The organism is Variovorax beijingensis, assembly GCF_003951285.1.
GTDB lineage: Bacteria > Pseudomonadota > Gammaproteobacteria > Burkholderiales > Burkholderiaceae_C > Variovorax > Variovorax beijingensis.
In genome coordinates this window covers 284825-303894 of record NZ_RXFQ01000002.1, presented here as the reverse complement: position 1 = coordinate 303894, position 19070 = coordinate 284825, and the positions used below count along the sequence as shown (strand labels likewise).

The following is a 19070-nucleotide window of genomic DNA, read 5'->3' as shown; positions in this document are numbered from 1 at the left end:
AACGCTAGGTGGCCCAGATGCGCGGCGAACTCGCCGGCAACTGCCACAGCTCGGCGCGCCAGGCCTGCCACACCTGCCGCAGCAGCTGCATCGCGGGCTCGACCACCGGCGCCAGCACGCGCAGCACGACGATCTCCGCATGCGGACTGGTCGCACCGGCGCTCTCCTGCCGCCCGTGCGCATCGATGGCTGTGCGCGCGAGCGCAAGCAGCGCTTCGCGGCGCGCCCGCGCGGCCGGCGTGCCCGACACGAAGAACAGCGACGCGATGCAGCGATGCCCGCCGAAGCCCAGCGGGCTTTGCAGCAGCCGCTGGTCCGCCGCGTCGATGCGCCCGCGCTCCAGCCACACGCCGGGCACTTCGATGTGCTGCAGATAGGTGCCGCGCTCGAACGGCTGGTTGGCATTCGGCAACCCGAGGGCGGTCACGTCCCAGCCGATCATCTCGGCGCCGGGCTCGGCCTCGATGGTGAGCCGGTTCTCGGCCCGGCAGCCGCTGTAGCAGATGGCCTCCAGCGGCAGCCACTCGAGCCGCGCGCCCTTGGCAAGCCGGATGCGCGTGCGCTGCAGCGCGAGCTCGCCTTCGCAGCGGTAGAAGCGCGACGCGCCCGGCGTGGTGATCAGGCCATGGCTCCCATCGGCCGCCTCGATGTCGATGTCCAGCGTGTCGCCGCCCACCAGCCCGCCTGGCGGATGCACCAGCACGTTGTGGCAGATCGCATCGCCCTCGGGATAGAGGCTCTGGAGAATGCGCAGCGGCCCGTCATGGCGAAAGCGCGCGACGCTGCGGGCGGCTTCCTGTCGGTAGTCGAGATGAAGATGGGCGTGCCAGGACATCCAACGAGTCTATTCGCCCCGCACCGCCGCGCGCGGCGGCTAGCTAGCCCAGGCGCCGTCGTGCGCAGCGCTGGCTTCGTCGAGCAGCGCAGGCCCGATGCATTCAATCGGATGCGGCGAGGCGCGGAACACGTCGCGGCACGACAGCTCGGCATCGCGCTGGTCCTGCCGCTCGCCGCGGAACACGCGCAGCCGCTCGGCGTCGATGCCGAACACCACGCGGCCGATGTTCGACCAGAAGATCGCGCCCGCGCACATCACGCAGGGTTCGCCCGATGCATAGATGGTGGCGCCGGCGAGTTCGTCGCGCGTGAGGCCGCGCCCCGCGAGCGCGCGCAGCGCGTTCATCTCCGCATGGGCCGTGCAGTCGCCGGTCTCGGTGTTGCTGTTGGCTGCTTCGGCCAGCACTTCGCCGGCCGCCGAGACGATGACCGATCCGAAGGGCCGGTTGCCGCGGCGGCGCGCCGCATGCGACCAGACGATGGCCTTGCGCAGGTAGCGTCCGTCGCGCTCGTCGAGCGTGGCTTCTTCGGGGAGCGTGGAATGGAGGTTGCTGTTGCTGGAGTTCATGCCTTGGTGGGAATCATGCGTTCGTTGCGCGATGGCAGCATCGACGTGTTGAAGATGGCGTCGGACGAGGGCTTGACCTTGAGGCCGAATACGTCGGCGACCTCGTCGACCTGCTGCTCGAGCGTGAGCTTGTGGATGTCGCCGAGGCCGTGGCCGCGCGTGTCGGCGGCACCCACATATTGCGCCGTGACACCCCAGCGTTCAAGCTCCATTTTTTCGTCGAGGATGGGTTCGCGCTGGCGCATGGCCGCAATGCTGGGCGCCGGATTGGCAAAGGTCTCGGTGATGGCGCGGTTGGTGGCGCGCAGGAAGGCCGCAACCACCCTGGGGTTCTGCGCGATCAGGTTGCTGCTCGCGAGGATGGCGTTGCCATAGAGGTTGACGCCCGCGTCGGCATACCTGAGCACCGACAGTTCTTCCGGCTTCATGCGCGCGAAGAGCGAAATGGCCGAGTCATGAAAGTAGGTGGCGGCATCGACGTCGCCGCGCACCATCACGTTGTCGCGCGCGCTGAAGTCGGTGGTCTGCCACTGGAAGGCGTCGCTGCGCATGCCCTGCTTGCGCGCCACCATCGGCCATGCGCGGCGGGTCGATTCGACCGCCGCCGCGGCCACCTTCTTGCCCGCGAGGCTCCTGAAGTCGGCCGTGACGCCGCGGTCCTTGCGGCCGATGATCACGAAGGGTGCGCGGTTGTAGTACTGGTACACCGCCTGCACCATCGGGGTGCCGGGGTTCTGCGCGTTGAACTCGACCAGCGAGCTGATGTCGCCCAGGCCCATCTGGTAGACGCCGCTCGCGATGCGCGTGATCGAGGCGACCGAGCCGGCGCCGGTGTCGATGGCCACGTCCAGGCCTTCGTCCCGGTAGTAGCCCTTGCTGTGCGCAAGGAAGAAAGGCGCGGTCTGGCCGTTGATGCGGAAGTCGAGCGTGAACTTGAGCGGGGTCGGCTTGCCGCCGCCCTGGGCAAAGACGGTGGGAGCGGCAAGGGTGGCGGCGCTGGCCGCAAGAAAGAATCGACGTTGCATGTGGGGCCTCGGAATCCTCGGGTCTTGAATCCCTCCGCGCGAGGCGGAAGGCACTTCAAGAGCAATTTCCGGGCGGGCGCACAAAGGTGGTGCGTGCGCTGCTGAACGCTTCTACTCTTGCGGGAATCGTTGCACGAGCCATGCCAGGGCTTGAATGCGTGGCTCGCCCCGGCCACAATGCGGGCGCGCAATTTGCATGGCAGGTGGCGCAGAGTAGAAGCGTTCAGCCCTTGCGGCAGGAAATTGCTCTTTCAGGTTCGTTCGTACCCACGCGCAACAACAGAAGGAGTCCACGCATGCTCGTCACCCAACAATCCGTCTTCCGCAAGTTCTGGCATGCCGTCATGCCGCTCACCGAACTGGCCAACGGCCCGAAGCCTTTCAGGCTGCTGGGCGAAGACATCGTTCTCTTCATCGACGCCGGCGGCCAGCCTGCCGCGCTGCGCGACCGCTGCTGCCATCGCACGGCGAAGTTGTCGAAAGGCTGGTGCGTCGATGCCGAAGGCCAGGCCTGCGGACACGGCGCCATCCAGTGCGGCTACCACGGCTGGACCTACGACCGCAGCGGGCAGGTGATCCGCATTCCGCAGTACGAGGCCGAGCGCAAGATCTCGCCGGAGTACCGCACCACCGCCTACCGCTGCACTGCGCGCTACGGCTACGCCTGGGTGGCGCTGGAGGAGCCCATCGCCGACATTCCGGCGATTCCGGAATTCGACGAGCCGGGCTACCGCACGATCTTCCAGTTCTATGAAGAGTGGCAGACCAGCCCGATGCGCGCCCTCGAGAACTCGTTCGACAACTCGCACTTCAGCTTCGTGCACCGCGCCACCTTCGGCGTGGCCGCGAGCCCGAAGCCGAGCAAGTACGAACTGGTGGAGAACGAGGGCGGCTTCTACGCGGAGACAGTGATCGAGGCGGCCAATCCGGTGAAGTTCCACGCCATCAGCGGCGTGACCGATGCGATCACCACGCGCCACATGCGCAACGCCTACTTCCTGCCGTTCTCGCGCCGGCTCGACATCGAATACCCGAGCGGCGTGCGCCACATCATCATCAACTGCTTCACGCCCATCGACGACGGCCGCATGCAGCTGTGCCAATGGCTGTTTCGCAACGACACCGAGGCCGACTGCACGGCGCAGATGCTGATCGACTTCGACGAGGCGGTCACGCGCGAGGACAAGGACATCCTCGAATCGACCGACCCCGACGCACTGGTCGACACGCGCCGGCGCGGCGTCGAGTATTCGATGGAGTCCGACCGGCCGGGGATGTTGATCCGCAAGCACCTGATGCAGTTGCTTGCGAAGCATGGCGAAGCGGAGGTCTACCGCGGCATGGCCGGCGGGGCGATTCCGATTGCAAAGGCCGCCTGAGCGGCCGCTGCATCAGGCGTGGGCCGTTGCCGGATTCGGGCGCTCTGCGCGCGATGAGCCCTGTTCGTAGCGGTCCATCGCCAGCCCATCGGTGCGGATCTCCGGACGCTGGCCGGTCACGAGGTCGGAGATCAGCTTGCCCGAGCCGCAGGCCATGGTCCAGCCGAGCGTGCCGTGGCCGGTGTTGAGGAACAGGTTCGCATAGCGCGTGGCGCCGACGATGGGCGTGCTGTCGGGCGTCATCGGGCGCAGGCCGGTCCAGAAGGTGGCGCGCGGCAGGTCGCCGCCCGGGAACAGGTCGCTCACCACCTTCTCGAGCGTGGCGCGGCGGTGCGGGTTCAGGCGCAGGTCGAAGCCGCCGAGCTCGGCCATGCCGCCCACGCGGATGCGGTCGTCGAAGCGCGTGACGGCGACCTTGTAGGTCTCGTCGAGCACGGTCGATTGCGGCGCCAGCGCCTCGTCGATCAGCGGCACCGTGAGCGAGTAGCCCTTGACGGGGTACACCGGAATGTCCAGCCCCAGCGATGCGATGGCAGCGCGCGAGTAGCTGCCGAACGCCATCACGTAGCGGTCGGCGGTGAGGATCTTGCCGGCGCTGGTGCGCACACCGGTGATGCGGCCGCCATCGGTTTCCAGGCCGTCGATGGTCTGGCCGAAGCGGAAGTCCACGCCCAGGCTGCGCGCGATGTCGGCCAGGCCGCGGGTGAACAGGTGGCAGTCGCCGGTCTCGTCGTTCGGCAGGCGCAGGCCGCCCGTGAGCCGGTCGCGCGCTCCGGCCAGCGCGGGCTCCACGCGTGCGAGCGCATCGCGGTCGAGCAATTCGTAGGGAACGCCGCATTCCTCGAGCACCGCGATGTCGCGCTGCACCGCGTCGAGCTGCGCCTGGGTGCGGAACAGCTGCAGCGTGCCCCCGGTGCGGTGCTCGTAGTTGAGGCCGGTCTCCGCGCGCAGTTGCTGCAGGCAGCCGCGGCTGTATTCGGCCACGCGCATCATGCGTTCCTTGTTCACCGCGTAGCGTTCGGGCGAGCAGTTGCGCAGCATGGCTGCCATCCAGCGCAGCTGGAACAGCGTGCCGTCGGGGCGGATCGACAGCGGCGCGTGCTTCTGGAACATCCACTTGATGGCCTTCAGCGGAATGCCGGGAGCGGCCCATGGCGTCGAATAGCCCGGCGACACCTGCCCGGCGTTGCCGAAGCTGGTTTCCTCGGCGGGGCCGGCCTGCCGGTCGAGCAGCGTCACGTCGGCGCCCGAGCGCGCAAGGTAGTAGGCCGTGGTGGTGCCGATCACGCCGCCGCCGAGAACGATGACTTTCATGGGTATTTGAGTGAATGAAGGTGAATGCATGGAATCTAAAGCGCATAATCCAGTGGATTTCATTGTTTTTTGACGTTTTGCAGTGAAATTCACTACAGACGGCAAGCCAATTGCCAGCCCCGGAGTGAAATGCCCGAACTCGACCGTATCGACCGCAAGATCCTCGACCTGCTGCAGCGCCAGGGCCGCATTTCCATGACCGAACTCGCCGAGCGCATCGGCCTGTCGGCCTCGCCCTGCGCCGAGCGCGTGAAGCGCATGGAGCGCGAGGGCGTCATCAGCGGCTACCACGCGCATGTGTCGCCCGAGGCGCTGGGCAAGACGCTGCTGGTGTTCGTGGAGATCAAGCTCTCGGCCAAGTCGGGCGAGGTGTTCGACAAGGTGCGCAAGGAACTGCTGCACATGCCCGAGGTGCTCGAGTGCCACCTGGTCTCGGGCAGCTTCGACTACCTCGTGAAGGCGCGGCTGAGCGGCATGAGCGAGTACCGGCACCTCTTGGGCGACATCCTCAAGAAGCTGCCCGTGGCGGCCGAATCGCACAGCTACGTGGTGATGGAGGAGATCAAGGAAACGCTGATGCTCGCGGTCGACCGCTGAAGCGGTTGCGGGCTACCATCGCGCCCGGCATCCACACCCCACAAAGGACATCGGCATGAGCATCACGGTCCGGCGCGACGGCATCACGGGCACGCGTCACATCCTCAAGATCCGCAACCACGAGATTCCCATCGATGCCTCGCCGGCCGGCGGCGGCAGCGATGCGGGTCCGCAGCCGCACGACCTGTACGACGCATCGCTGGCCGCCTGCAAGGCGCTCACCGTGCTGATCTACGCGCGCCGCAAGGGCATGCCGGTGGAGGACATCGAAGTGATCGTCGACCGCGACGACAGCGAGGAGCGCAAGGGCGTCTACCGTCTCAAGTCGAGCCTGCGCGTGACCGGCGAACTGACCGAGGCGCAGCGCGACGAACTGCTGCGCGTGGCCGGCAAGTGCCCGGTGCACCGGCTCATGACCGAGGTGAAGACCGAGATCGAGACCGGCTGGGCCTGAAGAGGCCGCCTCTCTCGTTCAGCGCGCGGCGTTCGCGCGCCTCGCATAGCGGTCGCCCCAATCGGCCAGCGGCCCGAGCGCCGCATTGAGCGATGCACCGAGCTTCGTCTCGGAATATTCCACCCGCGGCGGCACTTCGTGGAACACCTCGCGGTGCACGAGGCCGTCCGCCTCCAGCTCGCGCAGCTGCTGGATCAGCATCTTCTCGCTGATGTCGGGCAAGAGCCGCCGCAGTTCGCCGAAGCGGCGCGCCTGCACGTGAAGCTCCCACAGGATCACCGCCTTCCATTTGCCGCCGATGACTTCGAACGCGGGGCCGATGCCGCAGGAGTAGGGCTTTTTCGCTTTCATCCGCCGATCCTTCTCTGGTTCCATTACATACGTTTTGGTAAGTACCTCACTTTATTGTAGGTACTTGACCGTTGGAGAGTGCAATTCCTACGATGCAGGCCTCTTCACAACTCGCGAATGGACTGCCATGGGCAACAAGCAAATCACCGTGCTGGGACTGGGATCGATGGGCCAGACCCTTGCGCGCCTCTTTCTCGACAAGGGATACACGGTCACGGTCTGGAACCGCACGGCCGGCAAGGCCGACGCATTGGCGGCCCGCGGCGCCCTGGCTGCAGGCAGCGCCGCCGAAGCGGTGCGCGCAAGCCCGGTGGCCGTGATGTGCGTCTACGACTACCGCGCGGCCGATGCCATTCTTGCGATGGAGGGCGTGGCTGCCGCGCTGGACGGCCGCCTGCTGGTGCAACTGACCACCGGCAGCCCACAGGACGCGCGCGACGCCGAGGCCTGGGCGCACCGCCAGGGCGCCAGCTACCTCGAAGGCGCTATCCAGGCCGCGCCCGACCAGATGGGCCAGCCCGACACGCCGATCCTGGTGTCGGGTGCCGAGGTTGTCTTTCGCGCGGCCGAGCCGCTCCTGGGGGTGCTCGGCGGCGGCATCGTCTACCTCGGCGGCAAGGCGAGCGCAGCCGCCGCCATGGACCTGGCCACGCTCTCCACCATCTACGGAACCCTGCTGGGCTTCCTGCATGGCGCGCGCGTGGCCGAGCACGAGGGCTTCGACGTGGCGGAATACGGCCGCATCGTGGCCGGCATCATGCCCACCTTTGCAGGCTTTCTTCAGCACGAAGGCGGCGTCATCCAGTCGGGCGACTTCGCCATTTCGCAAAGCCCGATGCGCATTTCGATCGAGGCAACCCAGCGCATCCTGCAGACGGCGCAGCAGGCGGGCATCAGCACCGAATTCCCGGCGTTCGCGGCGGGTCTTTTCAAGCGCGCCGACGCGGCGGGTCTGGGCGGCGAGGAAGTGGCCGCGCTGATCAAGCTGCTGCGGTCCTGAAAAGGCCGCCGCCAGCCGGATCAAGGGCGAAGAATTACACTATTGGCCCGCTTTACAGGACACTTTCGATAATGAAGTGGGTCATTCTTGCCATCTTCGCGCTCAGCGCGCTCTACGTTCATTTCCGCGGCCAGGTCCGGCATCGTTTCTTCAGGCAGCTGTCCGACCACTCGACCTTCCTGGCGCCGCTGAACGCCTTCATGTACATCTTCTCGAAGGTGCCGAGCACGCCGTACCTGTCGCCCGCGCAGTTTCCCGAGATGCGCGTGCTCGAGGAGAACTGGCAGGTCATCCGCGAAGAGGCGCTGGCCATGCGCAACGGCGGCAGCATCAAGGCCTCGAGCCAGTTCAACGACGTGGGCTTCAACTCCTTCTTCAAGAGCGGCTGGAAGCGCTTCTACCTCAAGTGGTATGACGAGGCGCATCCCTCGGCCGCCGTGCTGTGCCCTCGCACCACCGAACTGCTCAAGGGCATCGGCACCATCAAGGCGGCCATGTTCGCCGAGCTGCCGCCGGGCAGCCGGCTGGTGCGCCACCGCGACCCCTTCGCCGGCTCGCTGCGCTACCACCTGGGCCTGTGGACGCCGGGCGTGGAGGGCTGCTACATCGACGTGGACGGCCAGCGCTACCACTGGCGCGACGGCGAGGCCGTGGTGTTCGACGAAACCTACATCCACTACGCCGAGAACACGACAGACCACGACCGCGTGATCCTGTTCTGCGACATCGAGCGTCCGCTGAAGTACCGCTGGGCGAGCGCGATCAACCGCTGGTTTGCAAAGAACCTGCTGGCGGCGGCCGCCTCGCCCAACGAGGCCGGCGACAAGACGGGCGGCATCAACCGCGCGTTCAAGTACATCTACCAGATCCGCGTGATCGGCAAGCGGCTCAAGGCCTGGGACAAGCGGGTGTACTACCTTGTGAAGTGGGCCATCTTCGGCGGCCTGGCGCTCTGGATCTTCTGGTAAGGCGCACGCCTGCCGTGCGGTGCCCGGCCACCGCCGCCAGCCCATGTCCATCGCAGACAAAGACCTGCCCGTTCCGGTCGACCTTGCCAGCGCCCAGGCGCTGATCGAGGCCGTTCAGCTCGAAGCCGCCGCACGGCAACTCGCCTTGCGCATGCCGCCACCCGAGCCCACCACCTGCTGCGGGCGCGGCTGCAACGGCTGCGTATGGGAAGGCTGGCTGGCGGCCGTGGCCTACTGGCGCGACGAGGCCGCGCTGCTGCTGGCTTAGCGCTACCTAACGCGCTTCCCAGAACCCGCGGTGCGTGGCGATCATCTCTTCCGCCACCTCCGCTACGGGCCCGATCACCTCGATCTTCTTCTGCCCGCGCGCGAACACTTCGCGGCAGGGCAAGCTCAGCGTCGGGTTCTCGGGATGGTCGCCCGTGAGCGCGAGCAGGGCGCTTTCTTCCGCGCCGTAGACCACGCGGCCGATGTGGGCCCAGTAGCTGGTGCCCGCGCACATCGCGCAGGGCTCGAAGGTCGTGACCAGCGTGCATTGCCACAGGTAATCGGCCGGCCAGTTCTGCGCGGCATGCCGCGCCAGCGTGGCTTCGGCGTGATTCACCGTATCGATGTTGCCTTGCTCGGCGAGGATGGTCTCGCCGTCGGGTGCAACCAGCACCGTGCCGAAAGGATGGCGGCCCATCGCCATGGCGCGGCGGGCCACCTCGTCGGCTCGGCGCAGCGCGCGGATGATCTGGTCGCGTGTCATGCGCCGCGCATCGTCATTGGTTCTGGGAGCCGCGGTGCGCCCAGCCGGTGGTGTGCTTCTCGATCACGCTGAAGAGCTCGTACATCAGCATGGCCATCGCGCCCACCACCATCAGGCCCGCGAAGGCCAGGCCCATCTGCATGGCCGAACCGGCCGAAATGAGCAGGTAGCCGATGCCTTCGTTGGCCGCGGTCATCTCGCTGACCGTGGTGCCGACGAAGGCCAGCGTGATCGCCACCTTGAGCGAGCCGAAGAAGTAGGGCATGGAGCGCGGCAGGCCGATCTTCATGAGCACGTCCCAGCGCTTGGCGCCAAGCACGCGCAGCACGTCTTCGAGCTCGGGCTCCAGCGTGGCAAGGCCGGTGGCGATGTTGACCATGATCGGGAAGAAGCTGATCAGGAAGGCCGTGAGGATCGCCGGCCCGACGCCGATGCCGAACCACACCACGAGGATGGGCACGAAGGCCGCCTTGGGCAGCGCGTTGAAGGCCGTCATCAGCGGATAGATCGCCGCATACGCGATGCGCGAACTGCCGATCACGAAGCCCAGCAGCACGCCCACCACGATCGCCAGGCCGAAGCCCGCCATCGTGACCCAGAAGGTGCGCCATGCATGGCCGGCGATGATTTCCTTGAACTCCCAGAACTGGTTCCAGATGCGCAGCGGGCTCGGGAAGATGAAGTCCGACACGCCGAAGCCCGCGCAGATCACCTGCCACAGCAGGATGACGGCCACGAGCAGCAGCCAGGGCGACCAGCGTTCGATTTGCTTGGTGTTCTTCATGGCCCCGCCTTCAGTGGGACACCGCAGCAGCGGCCGTTTGCGCCGCGCTGATGCCCGTGTTGCGGATGGCGCCGATGTGTCCGCGCAGCTCCAGCACGATGTCGGTGAATTCCTTGGTGTAGGTGAGCTCCAGCTCGCGCGGACGCGGCAGCTCGATCTCGCGCCTGACCACGAAGCGGCCCGGGCTCTTGCTCATCACGTACACCGTGTCGGCCAGGAACACCGACTCGCGCAGGTCATGCGTCACCAAAATGACGTTGAACTGCTGCTCGGTCCAGAGGTCGCGCAGGATGCACCAGAGCTCCTCGCGCGTGAAGGCGTCGAGCGCGCCGAAGGGCTCGTCGAGCAGCAGCATCTTGGGTTCGTGGATGAGCGCGCGGCAGATGCTCGCGCGCTGCTGCATGCCGCCGGAGAGCTGCCATGGAAACTTGTCTTCGTAGCCTGCAAGGCCCACCTTCTGCAGCAGCTTGCGCGCGCGCTCGACGTATTCCTTGCGTTTGGCCTTGAAGTTCGAGCGGTAGGGCTCGACGATCTCCAGCGGCAGCAGCACGTTGTCGACCGTGGTGCGCCACGGCAGCAGCGACGGCGCCTGGAACGCCATGCCCGATATCTTGAGCGGCCCGGTCACGGGCTGGCCGTCGATGCGGATCTTGCCCATCGACGGCATCTTGAGCCCCGTGGTGAGCTTCATGAAGGTCGACTTGCCGCAGCCCGAAGGGCCGACGATGGCAATGAACTCCCCGCGCTTCACCTTCAGGTCGATGGCTTCGACCGCGAAATGGTTGGCGCGCAGCAGCTCCTCGTTGTAGGCGAGCCAGACGTCCTGGAAGTCGACGAAGGAAGCAGCGGCCGCGTTCGATGCGTCCGCCATCACTTGCGCAGCACGCCGTTGAGTTCGGCCGCGGGCGGCAGCAGCGCGGCGGTCCACACGGCGTCGGGGCTCACGCGGGTCTTGGTGTTGAAGGCGTCCGACACCTGCGAGGCCATCAGCGACATGCGACCCGCGTTGACCACGCCGAAGCCTTCGCTGCGCGCGTCGGGGCTGTTGATCACGGTGTCGATGGCCAGCTGCAGGCGGCGGGTTTCGAGCTTGCTGTCGATGATGCCGTCGCGCGCCTTGACCGATTCGATGGCCACCGCCGGATTGGCGATGACTTCCTTCGCGCCCCTGGCAAAGGCCGAGAGGAATTTCTTCACCGCTTCCGGGTTCTCCTTGATGAGCTTGGGCGAGGCGATGATCACGTTGCCGTAGAGCTTCACACCGTAGTCGGGGTAGGGCAGCACGACGATGTCGGCGGCCTTGGCGCCGCGCGCCTCCAGGTTCAGCAGCGAGGTGAAGGTGAAGCCGGTGATCGCGTCGATGTCGCCGCGGATCAGCATGGTTTCGCGCAGCGTCGGGTCCATGGCGGTCCAGTTCACGGCGCCGATGTTGTTGGCCTTGGCGAAGATCGGGAAGGCGCGGCGGCCCGCGTCGAACACCGGCGCACCGAGCTTCTTGCCGGCCAGGTCGGCCGGCTTGGCGATGCCGCTCTTCTTGAGCGCCATGACCGAGGCCGGCGTGTTGTTGTAGACCATCATCACCGCGACCGGCTTGTTGGGGCTGTCGGGGTTGTTGGCGTGGAATTCCATCAGCGCCGCAAGGTCGGCAAAGCCCATCTCGTAGGCGCCCGAAGCCACGCGCGTGACCGTGCCGCCCGAGCCGTTGCCCGCGTCGATGGTCACGTCCAGGCCCGCGGCCTTGAAGTAGCCCTTGGCGGCGGGGTGCAGGAACAGCGCGGCCGGTCCTTCGAAGCGCCAGTCGAGCTGGAACTTGATCGGCGTCGTGGGCTGGGCCATGGCCGAGGAGAGGCCGAAGCTGAGGGCCGAGGCGGCGAGGAAGGACTGGAGCAGTTGGCGCTTGTTCATGCGGGATCCGTTGTTAGGTGAATGCTTCCGCATTCAAGCAAAAACGGTGCCCGCACGCGATTGGTGCGAACCCTTCCGCGGAACTGTTGTGGTGCGCGATGGGGCGGCGATGCACCGCCCTGGTTCAGAGAGCCGCGCCGATCTTGCGCAGCTCTGCGATCTGCGGCGCCTTGGGCAGCCAGACCTTGTCGAACTCCGCGATGATCGGCGCGGGGTTGTAGCCCGCGTCGCTCTTGATGGTGATGCCGCTGGCCTTGAACTTGTCGATCAGGCCGAGCTCGGTGGTCACGATGTCCCTGATCTGCGCGTCGAGCGACTGCTTGACCAGGTCGGTGATGAGCGCCTTGTCCTTGCCGTCGAGCGTCTGCCAGATGCGGCCCGACACCAGCGGCGCGAAGGGCATGAAGAGCGCATTCATCGGCAGCATCGTTTTTGCGACGCGGTCGAAGCGCTGGTTCCACGAGAACTCGATGTCCGCTTCGAGCCCGTCGACCTGGCCGTTGGACATGGCGTCGAAAACGGCCGGCGTCGGAATCGGCGTGGGCGCGGCGCCCAGCAGCTGGTAGAAGTCGCGGTACACCGGCGTCGGGTTGATGCGCAGCTTCATGCCCTTGAGGTCGGTCGGCGTGGAGATGGGCTTGGTCGCGAACACCACGCGCATGCCGGTGATGCCCCAGCCCAGGCCGATGGTGCCGGTTTCGCGCGGCAGCACGTCGAGCAGCTTCAGCGCGGCGGGCGTGCGCACCAGCGAGGCCACGTTGGTGGTCGAGCGCACGAGGTAGGGCGCGTTGATGGCCGCCACGCTGGATACGCGCGAACCGAGCTCGGCCGCCTGGATCCAGCCCATGTCCAGCGCGCCGGACTGCAGCTGCTGCATCATGGCCGACTCGTTGCCCAGCTGGCCCGAATGGAACACCGTCGCGCTCAGGCGGCCGTCGGTGGCTTTCTTGAGCGCTTCGCCGAAGGCCAGAGCGGCACGGTTCCACGAGTGGCCGGCCGGCGTGATGAGGCCGAGGCGGAATTCCTTGGCGGCCGCCGCGCGCGACACGGTACCGAAGAGAGCGGACGACGCAGCGGCGGTGCCGGCTGCGGCCTGGACGAATTTGCGGCGAGAGAGGGACATGCGGAGCTCCGGGTTGAGTGAAGGGAAAAGGGGGCGCCTGCCTGATCTACTTGAGCAGGGCCAGCGACAGGCTCGGGAACAGCGACAGCAGCACCAGCGCCGCGCAGCAGATCAGGAAGAACGGAAGGGTGACGATGAACATCTTTCCGGGCTTGGCGCCGGTCACGGCGGAGGCCACGAAGAAGCTCAGGCCCACGGGCGGCGTCATCAGCCCGAGCACGAGGTTGATCACCACCACCACGCCGAAGTGGCGCGGGTCGATGCCGTAGATCTCGGTGGCAATGGGCAGCAGGATCGGCACCGTCATGATCAGCCCCGGAATGCCGTCGATCACGGTGCCGATCACCAGCAGGATCAGGTTCACGAGCAGCAGGAACGCGATCGGGTCCTTGGCCACGGTCTGGATCCAGGCGGCCGTGGCCTGCGGCACCTTGCCGTAGATCAGGAGCCACGAGAACACGGCCGCCGCGGCCACCAGGAACAGCACCACCGCCGAGTAGATCGCCGACTTCAGCAGGATCTGCGGAATCATCGCGAAGCGGAATTCCTTCGTGACGTAGCGGCCCACCAGCACCGCGGCCACCGCGCCCACGGCGGCCGCCTCGGTCGGGTTGGCGAAGCCGCCCAGAATGGAGCCGACGATCACGATGGGAATCAGCAGCGTCGGGCAGGCCGTGAGCACCGTGTGCAGGCGCTGCCGGATGGTGCGCTTCTCGGTGCGCGGGTAGTTGTAGACCAGTCCCATGCAGGCAATCACGATGAAGAACAGCACCGTGAGGACCACACCGGGAATGATGCCTGCAATGAGCATGTCGCCCACCGCCACCTGCGCGAGCACGCTGTACACCACGAACATCACCGAGGGCGGAATGATCGGCCCCAGCATGCCGCCGTACACCGTGATGCCGGCCGCGAAGGTCTTGTCGTAGCCCTGCTTCTCCATCTCGGGCACCATGATCTGGCTCATGATGGCGACCTGCGCGGTGGCCGAGCCGATGATCGACGACACCAGCATGTTGGCCAGGATGTTCACGTAGGCGAGGCCGCCCTTCACCGAACCGATGAAGGCCAGCGCGAGGTCGACCAGCCGCTTGGTGATGCCGCCGCCGTTCATGATCTCGCCGATCAAAATGAACAGCGGAATCGCGATGAGGCTGTAGCTGTCGACGCCGCCGAACATCTGCACCGGGAACGACTGGAACAGCACCGTGTCGCCGGAGTTGAGGATGTAGACGATGCCCGCCAGGCACAGGCAGGCGCCGATCGGCACGCCGACCAGCATGATCAGTAGAAAGAATGCGGAGGTCAGCATGTCAGTTCACCGCGTCTGCGTTGGTCACGTGGAACTCGGCGTGCGTGCGCCTGGGCTGCAGGCCGAGGTCCTCGATGAGGTTGGACAGCGCATGCAGGCTGAGCGTGAGCGAGAAGACCGGCAGGATCAGCTGGACGGCCCAGGTCGGCCAGTTCAGCGTCTGCGTGCGCTCGGTGTAGAGAAAGTTGAAGGATTCGGCGGCGTATTCCTTGGCATCGAAGCCCCAGCGCACGATGCCCGCCGGGTCCATGTAGAGCCAGCACATCGCCAGCAGCGCAAGGCCCAGCAGCAGCACGCCGCACGAGGCGCTGGCCTTGGCGATGCGCACGGCCTTCTCGCCGAGCTTGTCGGTGAGCAGCGTCACCGCAAAGTCCAGCCGCAGCCGCGTCATGGCCGACGCGCCGATGAAGGTGAGCCACACCACGCAGTAGACGGAAGCTTCGTCGACCCAGTAGAGCGGCACGCCGCCATAGCGCGTGACCACGTTCAGCAGCACCAGCGCAATGAGCAGGCCCATCAGGCCCGAGAGCAGCCGGCGTTCGCAGCGCAGCACGAAGTCGGACGCATCGAGCACCCGGCGGGAGAAGCTCCCGCGTTCCAAGGCGTGTTCTGCCATGTGAGAAGAGAAGGGAAGGTTGATGAAGGGCCGGAAGGGCTGCGGTTTCTCTAAATATATTAATAAGATATTTAAAATATCCGATCAGGGTATTAGCAGATTGCATGCCAGCCGAAAAAATGATGGGCGGGCGAAAACGGTGCGTGCACCGGCCGCGCCGCAATGAAAAACGCCCCGCTGCGTACTGCAGCGGGGCGTCGGTTCAGTCAGGGGAAGCGGAAGCGGCCTACTTGAGCGCGGTCGTCGCGTTCGCCACCGCCAGCGCCGTCATGTTGACCACGCGCCGCACCGTCGACGAGGGCGTGAGCACATGCGCCGAGCCTGCGGCGCCGAGCAGGATCGGGCCGACCGTGATGCCGTTGGCGCCCGTCATCTTCAGCACGTTGTAGAGGATGTGCGCCGAGTCCAGGTTGGGGCACACCAGCAGGTTGGCCTCGCCGGTGAGCGTGCTTTCGGGCAGGGCGGTGCGGCGCACCTCTTCCGACAGCGCCGCGTCGCCGTGCATCTCGCCGTCGCACTCGATGTCGGGCGCCATCTGCGCGAACAGGTCGCGCGCGAGCCGCATCTTGCGCGCGGAGCCGCGGCTCGAGGTTCCGTAGTTCGAGTGCGAGAGAAAGGCCACCTTCGGCGGCAGGCCGAAGCGGCGCACCTCTTCGGCGGCCATCATGGCGATGCTCGCCAGCAGTTCGGCGCTCGGGTCTTCGTTCACGTTGGTGTCGGTGATGAACACCGTGCGCTTCTCGAGCGTGAGCGCGTTGAGCGTGGCGAAGCCCGGCGCGCCGCGCTTCAGGCCGATCAGGTTGCGGATGTGCTCCAGGTGCACGTCGAAGCGCCCGACCAGGCCGCAGATCATCGCGTCGGCATCGCCCAGGTGCATCATCAGCGCGGCGATGGTGGTGTTGGAGCGGCGCACCATGGTCTTGGCAGCCTCGGGCGTGACGCCGCGGCGGCCCATGATCTTGTGAAAGCTCTCCCAGTAGATGCGAAAGCGCGGATCGTCCTCGGGGTTGACGATCTCGAAGTCGGTTCCGGCGCGGATGTGCAGGCCGGCCTTCTGGATGCGCGCCTCGATCACGGCCGGGCGCCCCACCAGGATGGGCTGGGCCAGGCCTTCGTCGATGGCCCACTGCGCGGCGCGCAGCACGCGTTCGTCCTCGCCCTCGGCATAGGCCACGCGCTTGGATGCGGCGATCTTGGCAGCGCCGAACACCGGGCGCATGAACATGCCGGTCTGGTAGACGAAGCGTGTCAGGTGCTGGCGGTAGGCCTCCAGGTCCTCGATCGGGCGCGTGGCCACGCCCGAGGCGGCGGCCGCCTTGGCCACGGCCGGTGCAATGCGCAGGATGAGCCGCGAGTCGAAGGGCTTCGGAATGATGTAGTCGGGCCCGAAGGACAGCTCCTGCCCGGCGTAGGCCGTGGCCACTTCCTCGCTGATGTCGGCCTTGGTGAGCTCGGCGATCTCGCGCACGCAGGCCAGCTTCATTTCTTCCGTGATCTTGCTGGCGCCGCAGTCGAGCGCGCCGCGGAAGATGTACGGGAAGCACAGCACGTTGTTGACCTGGTTCGGGTAGTCCGAGCGGCCGGTGGCGATGATGCAGTCTGGCCGCACCGCCTTGGCGAGCTCGGGGCGGATCTCGGGCTCGGGGTTGGCCAGCGCCAGGATGATCGGCTGGCCGGCCATGGTCTTGACCATGTCGGCGCTCATCACGCCGGGCGCGGAACAGCCCAGGAACACATCGGCGTCCTTCACCACGTCGGCCAGGGTGCGGGCGCCGGTGTCTTTCTGGGCGTAGCGCGCCTTGGAGTCGTCGAAGCCGCCCGCGCGGCCCATGTAGATCAGGCCCTTGGAGTCGCAGGCGTAGATGTTGGCGGGCTTGGCGCCCAGGCCCACCATCACGTCGAGGCAGGCAATGGCGGCTGCGCCGGCGCCGGAGACGGCGATCTTGACTTCCTCGATCTTCTTGCCGACCAGCTCGAGGCCATTGATGAGCGCCGCGGCCGAGATGATGGCCGTGCCGTGCTGGTCGTCATGGAACACCGGGATGTTCATGCGCTCGCGCAGCTTCTTCTCGATGTAGAAGCACTCGGGCGCCTTGATGTCCTCCAGGTTGATGCCGCCCAGCGTGGGCTCGAGCGCCGCAATGATCTCGACCAGCTTGTCGGGGTCGTTCTCGGCCAGTTCGATGTCGAACACGTCGATGCCGGCGAATTTCTTGAACAGGCAGCCCTTGCCTTCCATCACCGGCTTGGCGGCCAGCGGGCCGATGTTGCCCAGGCCCAGCACGGCGGTGCCGTTGGTGACCACGCCCACGAGATTGCCGCGCGCGGTGAACTCGGCCGCCATCGACGGATCGGCCGCGATGTCCAGGCAGGGGTAGGCCACGCCGGGCGAATAGGCCAGCGACAGGTCGCGCTGGTTCAGGAGCGGCTTGGTCGGGCTGATGGAAATCTTGCCCTTGACGGGCGAGCGGTGGTATTCGCGCGCTGCTTCGCGAAGTGCTTCTTCGGCGGGTGACAGAGGGGCAGCCATGAAAAGTCTCCTTGTTTCTGACGGGCAATGAGGCTACCGCAAAAACTGCCGCATCCTCTGCGGGTGGGCACGGGTTTTGGCGCGGCGGGGGCGAATTTCCTGCATGCCGACTCGCTAAACTCCCGGCTGTTACCAGGATTTAACGCTTGGCCAACACCCCGTGCATCGGCCCTGCGGCCGTCACCATCCACAACGAAGAACGACCAGGAGGGGAGCGCATGACGCCCGGACCTTTCACGAGTACAGAGCCCGACGTCGTGGTCATCGGCGGGGGCCCGGCGGGCTCCACCGTGGCCGCACTGCTGGCGGACAAGGGCCACGACGTGGTGCTGTTCGAGAAGGCGCACCATCCGCGCTTTCACATCGGCGAGTCGCTGCTGCCGATGAACATGCCGCTGTTCGACCGCCTGGGCGTGCGCACCGAGGTCGAAGCCATCGGCATTGCCAAGCATGGCGCCGAGTTCGTCTCGCCCTGGCATGACCACACCAGCCACTTCTTCTTCGGCGAGGCCATGGACAAGAGCTTTCCGTATGCGGTGCACGTGCGCCGCTCGGAATTCGACGAACTGCTGTTCCGCCATGCCGCCCGGCGCGGCGCGCGCACCTTCGAGGGCCAGCGCGTCATGGGCGTGGACATGGACGCCGGCAAGGGCGCGGACAACCGCGCGCTGGTGAAGATCAAGGCCGAAGACGGCAGCGAAACCAGCTGGCGCCCGCGCTTCGTGATCGATGCGAGCGGCCGCGACACGGTGCTGTCGAACCAGTTCGACGCCAAGCAGCGCAACCGCAAGCACGCCAGCGCGGCCCTGTTCGGCCACTTCGAGAATGCGGAGCGCCGGCCCGGCCGCTACGAAGGCAACATTTCGCTCTTCTGGTTCGACCACGGCTGGTTCTGGTACATCCCGCTGAAGGACGGCACCGTGAGCGTCGGCGCCGTGGCGTCGCCCGCGTACTTCAAGCGGCGCAAGGGCACGCTCGAGGAGTTCCTGATGGAGACCATCGCGCTCGCGCCCAAGCTGGCCGCGCGCCTGAAGAACGCCACGCTGATGGAAGGCGCCACCACCACCGGCAACTACGCCTACGACTCCAAGTTCTGCCGCGGCGACCGCTTCATGATGGTCGGCGACGCCTATGCCTTCGTCGACCCGATGTTCTCGTCGGGCGTCTACCTGGCAATGAACAGCGCCTTCGAGAGCGCCGCCGCGGCCGACCTCTGGCTCAGGGGCGAGATGAAGGAAGCCGAGAAGGCCTTCCGCCGCTTCGACAAGGTGATGAAGCACGGCCCGAAGATGTTCTCGTGGTTCATCTACCGCATCACGTCGCCGGCCATCCGCCGGCTGTTCATGAACCCGCGCAACATCTGGCGCATGCAGGAGGCGCTGCTGTCCATCCTGGCGGGCGACCTGTTCCGCAACACGCCCATCGGCCCGCGCTTCTGGGGCTTCAAGGTGACCTACTACGCCTCGTGCATCGGCATCCTGCCGCAGGCCATCAAGACCTGGGCATGGCGCCGGCGCAATCTGAAAGAGTCTCTGGAGACTGCGAAGACCTGAGCC

Annotated in this window: 20 protein-coding genes; 7 read left to right on the top strand and 13 right to left on the bottom strand. The window is 66.5% G+C overall.

What is annotated here, in order from left to right; translation table 11 throughout:
• Positions 1-4: 4 nt before the first annotated feature.
• Genes EJO66_RS04435 through EJO66_RS04425 form a run of 3 tightly spaced genes read right to left on the bottom strand, consistent with a single transcriptional unit; the run spans position 5 to position 2430 of the window.
• Positions 5-835, bottom strand: a complete 831-nt coding sequence (locus tag EJO66_RS04435; RefSeq protein ID WP_124956427.1) for an urease accessory protein UreD — start codon at positions 833-835, stop codon at positions 5-7.
• Positions 836-874: 39 nt separating this feature from the next.
• On the bottom strand, positions 875-1405 hold the full coding sequence (locus EJO66_RS04430) for a nucleoside deaminase (RefSeq protein ID WP_124956425.1): 531 nt from the start codon (positions 1403-1405) through the stop codon (positions 875-877).
• Complete coding sequence (locus EJO66_RS04425; RefSeq protein ID WP_124956423.1) at positions 1402-2430, bottom strand: ABC transporter substrate-binding protein; 1029 nt, start codon at positions 2428-2430, stop codon at positions 1402-1404. Before EJO66_RS04425 ends, EJO66_RS04430 begins: the two co-directional genes overlap by 4 nt.
• A gap of 296 nt (positions 2431-2726) precedes the next feature.
• On the opposite strand from EJO66_RS04425, the gene EJO66_RS04420 reads away from it, so the two are divergent.
• Complete coding sequence (locus tag EJO66_RS04420) at positions 2727-3809, top strand: aromatic ring-hydroxylating dioxygenase subunit alpha (RefSeq protein ID WP_125964711.1); 1083 nt, start codon at positions 2727-2729, stop codon at positions 3807-3809.
• A 12-nt stretch (positions 3810-3821) separates the two neighbouring features.
• On the opposite strand, the gene EJO66_RS04415 is transcribed toward EJO66_RS04420, so the two are convergent.
• A complete protein-coding gene (locus tag EJO66_RS04415) occupies positions 3822-5186 on the bottom strand; it encodes a D-amino acid dehydrogenase (RefSeq protein ID WP_338067560.1) in 1365 nt (454 codons plus the stop codon).
• Between the two features lie 66 nt (positions 5187-5252).
• On the opposite strand from EJO66_RS04415, the gene EJO66_RS04410 reads away from it, so the two are divergent.
• Entirely contained in the window at positions 5253-5720 is a 468-nt protein-coding gene (locus tag EJO66_RS04410; protein WP_015866742.1) for a winged helix-turn-helix transcriptional regulator, read from the top strand.
• Positions 5721-5775: 55 nt separating this feature from the next.
• Positions 5776-6174, top strand: coding sequence for an OsmC family protein (locus EJO66_RS04405; protein WP_124956417.1), 399 nt, complete (start codon positions 5776-5778; stop codon positions 6172-6174).
• Positions 6175-6192: 18 nt separating this feature from the next.
• Here EJO66_RS04405 and EJO66_RS04400 read toward each other — a convergent pair whose 3' ends face one another.
• Complete coding sequence (locus EJO66_RS04400) at positions 6193-6525, bottom strand: winged helix-turn-helix transcriptional regulator (RefSeq protein ID WP_124956415.1); 333 nt, start codon at positions 6523-6525, stop codon at positions 6193-6195.
• A gap of 127 nt (positions 6526-6652) precedes the next feature.
• On the opposite strand from EJO66_RS04400, the gene EJO66_RS04395 reads away from it, so the two are divergent.
• The 3 genes from EJO66_RS04395 (at position 6653) to EJO66_RS04385 (ending at position 8761) form a co-directional block, all read left to right on the top strand.
• Entirely contained in the window at positions 6653-7525 is an 873-nt protein-coding gene (locus tag EJO66_RS04395) for an NAD(P)-dependent oxidoreductase (RefSeq protein WP_124956413.1), read from the top strand.
• A gap of 71 nt (positions 7526-7596) precedes the next feature.
• Entirely contained in the window at positions 7597-8493 is an 897-nt protein-coding gene (lpxO, locus tag EJO66_RS04390) for a lipid A hydroxylase LpxO (RefSeq protein WP_124956411.1), read from the top strand.
• A 43-nt stretch (positions 8494-8536) separates the two neighbouring features.
• On the top strand, positions 8537-8761 hold the full coding sequence (locus tag EJO66_RS04385) for an oxidoreductase-like domain-containing protein (protein ID WP_124956410.1): 225 nt from the start codon (positions 8537-8539) through the stop codon (positions 8759-8761).
• 6 nt (positions 8762-8767) lie between these two features.
• On the opposite strand, the gene EJO66_RS04380 is transcribed toward EJO66_RS04385, so the two are convergent.
• The 8 genes from EJO66_RS04380 to EJO66_RS04345 all read right to left on the bottom strand — a co-directional run bounded on the left by EJO66_RS04380 (position 8768) and on the right by EJO66_RS04345 (position 17514).
• Positions 8768-9244: a nucleoside deaminase gene (locus EJO66_RS04380; protein ID WP_124956408.1), complete on the bottom strand. Its 477-nt coding sequence runs from the start codon at positions 9242-9244 to the stop codon at positions 8768-8770.
• Positions 9245-9257: 13 nt separating this feature from the next.
• The gene (locus EJO66_RS04375) at positions 9258-10028 is read right to left on the bottom strand and encodes an ABC transporter permease (protein ID WP_124956406.1); all 771 of its coding nucleotides are present in this window, start codon (positions 10026-10028) and stop codon (positions 9258-9260) included.
• Positions 10029-10038: 10 nt separating this feature from the next.
• Positions 10039-10899, bottom strand: a complete 861-nt coding sequence (locus tag EJO66_RS04370) for an ABC transporter ATP-binding protein (protein ID WP_124956404.1) — start codon at positions 10897-10899, stop codon at positions 10039-10041.
• Positions 10899-11933: an ABC transporter substrate-binding protein gene (locus EJO66_RS04365; RefSeq protein WP_124956402.1), complete on the bottom strand. Its 1035-nt coding sequence runs from the start codon at positions 11931-11933 to the stop codon at positions 10899-10901. The genes EJO66_RS04370 and EJO66_RS04365 overlap by 1 nt, the downstream gene beginning before the upstream one ends.
• A gap of 124 nt (positions 11934-12057) precedes the next feature.
• Positions 12058-13056: a TRAP transporter substrate-binding protein gene (locus EJO66_RS04360; protein WP_124956400.1), complete on the bottom strand. Its 999-nt coding sequence runs from the start codon at positions 13054-13056 to the stop codon at positions 12058-12060.
• 46 nt (positions 13057-13102) lie between these two features.
• Complete coding sequence (locus tag EJO66_RS04355) at positions 13103-14368, bottom strand: TRAP transporter large permease (RefSeq protein WP_124956398.1); 1266 nt, start codon at positions 14366-14368, stop codon at positions 13103-13105.
• Position 14369: 1 nt separating this feature from the next.
• Positions 14370-14984: a TRAP transporter small permease gene (locus tag EJO66_RS04350; protein WP_164547769.1), complete on the bottom strand. Its 615-nt coding sequence runs from the start codon at positions 14982-14984 to the stop codon at positions 14370-14372.
• 226 nt (positions 14985-15210) lie between these two features.
• Positions 15211-17514: an NADP-dependent malic enzyme gene (locus tag EJO66_RS04345; protein WP_124956394.1), complete on the bottom strand. Its 2304-nt coding sequence runs from the start codon at positions 17512-17514 to the stop codon at positions 15211-15213.
• Between the two features lie 218 nt (positions 17515-17732).
• Here EJO66_RS04345 and EJO66_RS04340 point away from each other — a divergent pair, with 218 nt between their 5' ends.
• Positions 17733-19067, top strand: coding sequence for an NAD(P)/FAD-dependent oxidoreductase (locus tag EJO66_RS04340; RefSeq protein WP_124956392.1), 1335 nt, complete (start codon positions 17733-17735; stop codon positions 19065-19067).
• Positions 19068-19070 lie beyond the last annotated feature (3 nt).

Excerpts from the sequence above, each read along its gene's own strand:
- EJO66_RS04435 (WP_124956427.1), bottom strand. The coding sequence starts at position 835 with ATGTCCTGGCACGCCCATCTTCATCTCGACTACCGACAGGAAGCCGCC.
- EJO66_RS04430 (WP_124956425.1), bottom strand. The coding sequence starts at position 1,405 with ATGAACTCCAGCAACAGCAACCTCCATTCCACGCTCCCCGAAGAAGCC.
- EJO66_RS04425 (WP_124956423.1), bottom strand. The coding sequence starts at position 2,430 with ATGCAACGTCGATTCTTTCTTGCGGCCAGCGCCGCCACCCTTGCCGCT.
- EJO66_RS04420 (WP_125964711.1), top strand. The coding sequence starts at position 2,727 with ATGCTCGTCACCCAACAATCCGTCTTCCGCAAGTTCTGGCATGCCGTC.
- EJO66_RS04415 (WP_338067560.1), bottom strand. The coding sequence starts at position 5,186 with ATGAAATCCACTGGATTATGCGCTTTAGATTCCATGCATTCACCTTCA.
- EJO66_RS04410 (WP_015866742.1), top strand. The coding sequence starts at position 5,253 with ATGCCCGAACTCGACCGTATCGACCGCAAGATCCTCGACCTGCTGCAG.
- EJO66_RS04405 (WP_124956417.1), top strand. The coding sequence starts at position 5,776 with ATGAGCATCACGGTCCGGCGCGACGGCATCACGGGCACGCGTCACATC.
- EJO66_RS04400 (WP_124956415.1), bottom strand. The coding sequence starts at position 6,525 with ATGAAAGCGAAAAAGCCCTACTCCTGCGGCATCGGCCCCGCGTTCGAA.
- EJO66_RS04395 (WP_124956413.1), top strand. The coding sequence starts at position 6,653 with ATGGGCAACAAGCAAATCACCGTGCTGGGACTGGGATCGATGGGCCAG.
- lpxO (WP_124956411.1), top strand. The coding sequence starts at position 7,597 with ATGAAGTGGGTCATTCTTGCCATCTTCGCGCTCAGCGCGCTCTACGTT.
- EJO66_RS04385 (WP_124956410.1), top strand. The coding sequence starts at position 8,537 with ATGTCCATCGCAGACAAAGACCTGCCCGTTCCGGTCGACCTTGCCAGC.
- EJO66_RS04380 (WP_124956408.1), bottom strand. The coding sequence starts at position 9,244 with ATGACACGCGACCAGATCATCCGCGCGCTGCGCCGAGCCGACGAGGTG.
- EJO66_RS04375 (WP_124956406.1), bottom strand. The coding sequence starts at position 10,028 with ATGAAGAACACCAAGCAAATCGAACGCTGGTCGCCCTGGCTGCTGCTC.
- EJO66_RS04370 (WP_124956404.1), bottom strand. The coding sequence starts at position 10,899 with ATGGCGGACGCATCGAACGCGGCCGCTGCTTCCTTCGTCGACTTCCAG.
- EJO66_RS04365 (WP_124956402.1), bottom strand. The coding sequence starts at position 11,933 with ATGAACAAGCGCCAACTGCTCCAGTCCTTCCTCGCCGCCTCGGCCCTC.
- EJO66_RS04360 (WP_124956400.1), bottom strand. The coding sequence starts at position 13,056 with ATGTCCCTCTCTCGCCGCAAATTCGTCCAGGCCGCAGCCGGCACCGCC.
- EJO66_RS04355 (WP_124956398.1), bottom strand. The coding sequence starts at position 14,368 with ATGCTGACCTCCGCATTCTTTCTACTGATCATGCTGGTCGGCGTGCCG.
- EJO66_RS04350 (WP_164547769.1), bottom strand. The coding sequence starts at position 14,984 with ATGGCAGAACACGCCTTGGAACGCGGGAGCTTCTCCCGCCGGGTGCTC.
- EJO66_RS04345 (WP_124956394.1), bottom strand. The coding sequence starts at position 17,514 with ATGGCTGCCCCTCTGTCACCCGCCGAAGAAGCACTTCGCGAAGCAGCG.
- EJO66_RS04340 (WP_124956392.1), top strand. The coding sequence starts at position 17,733 with ATGACGCCCGGACCTTTCACGAGTACAGAGCCCGACGTCGTGGTCATC.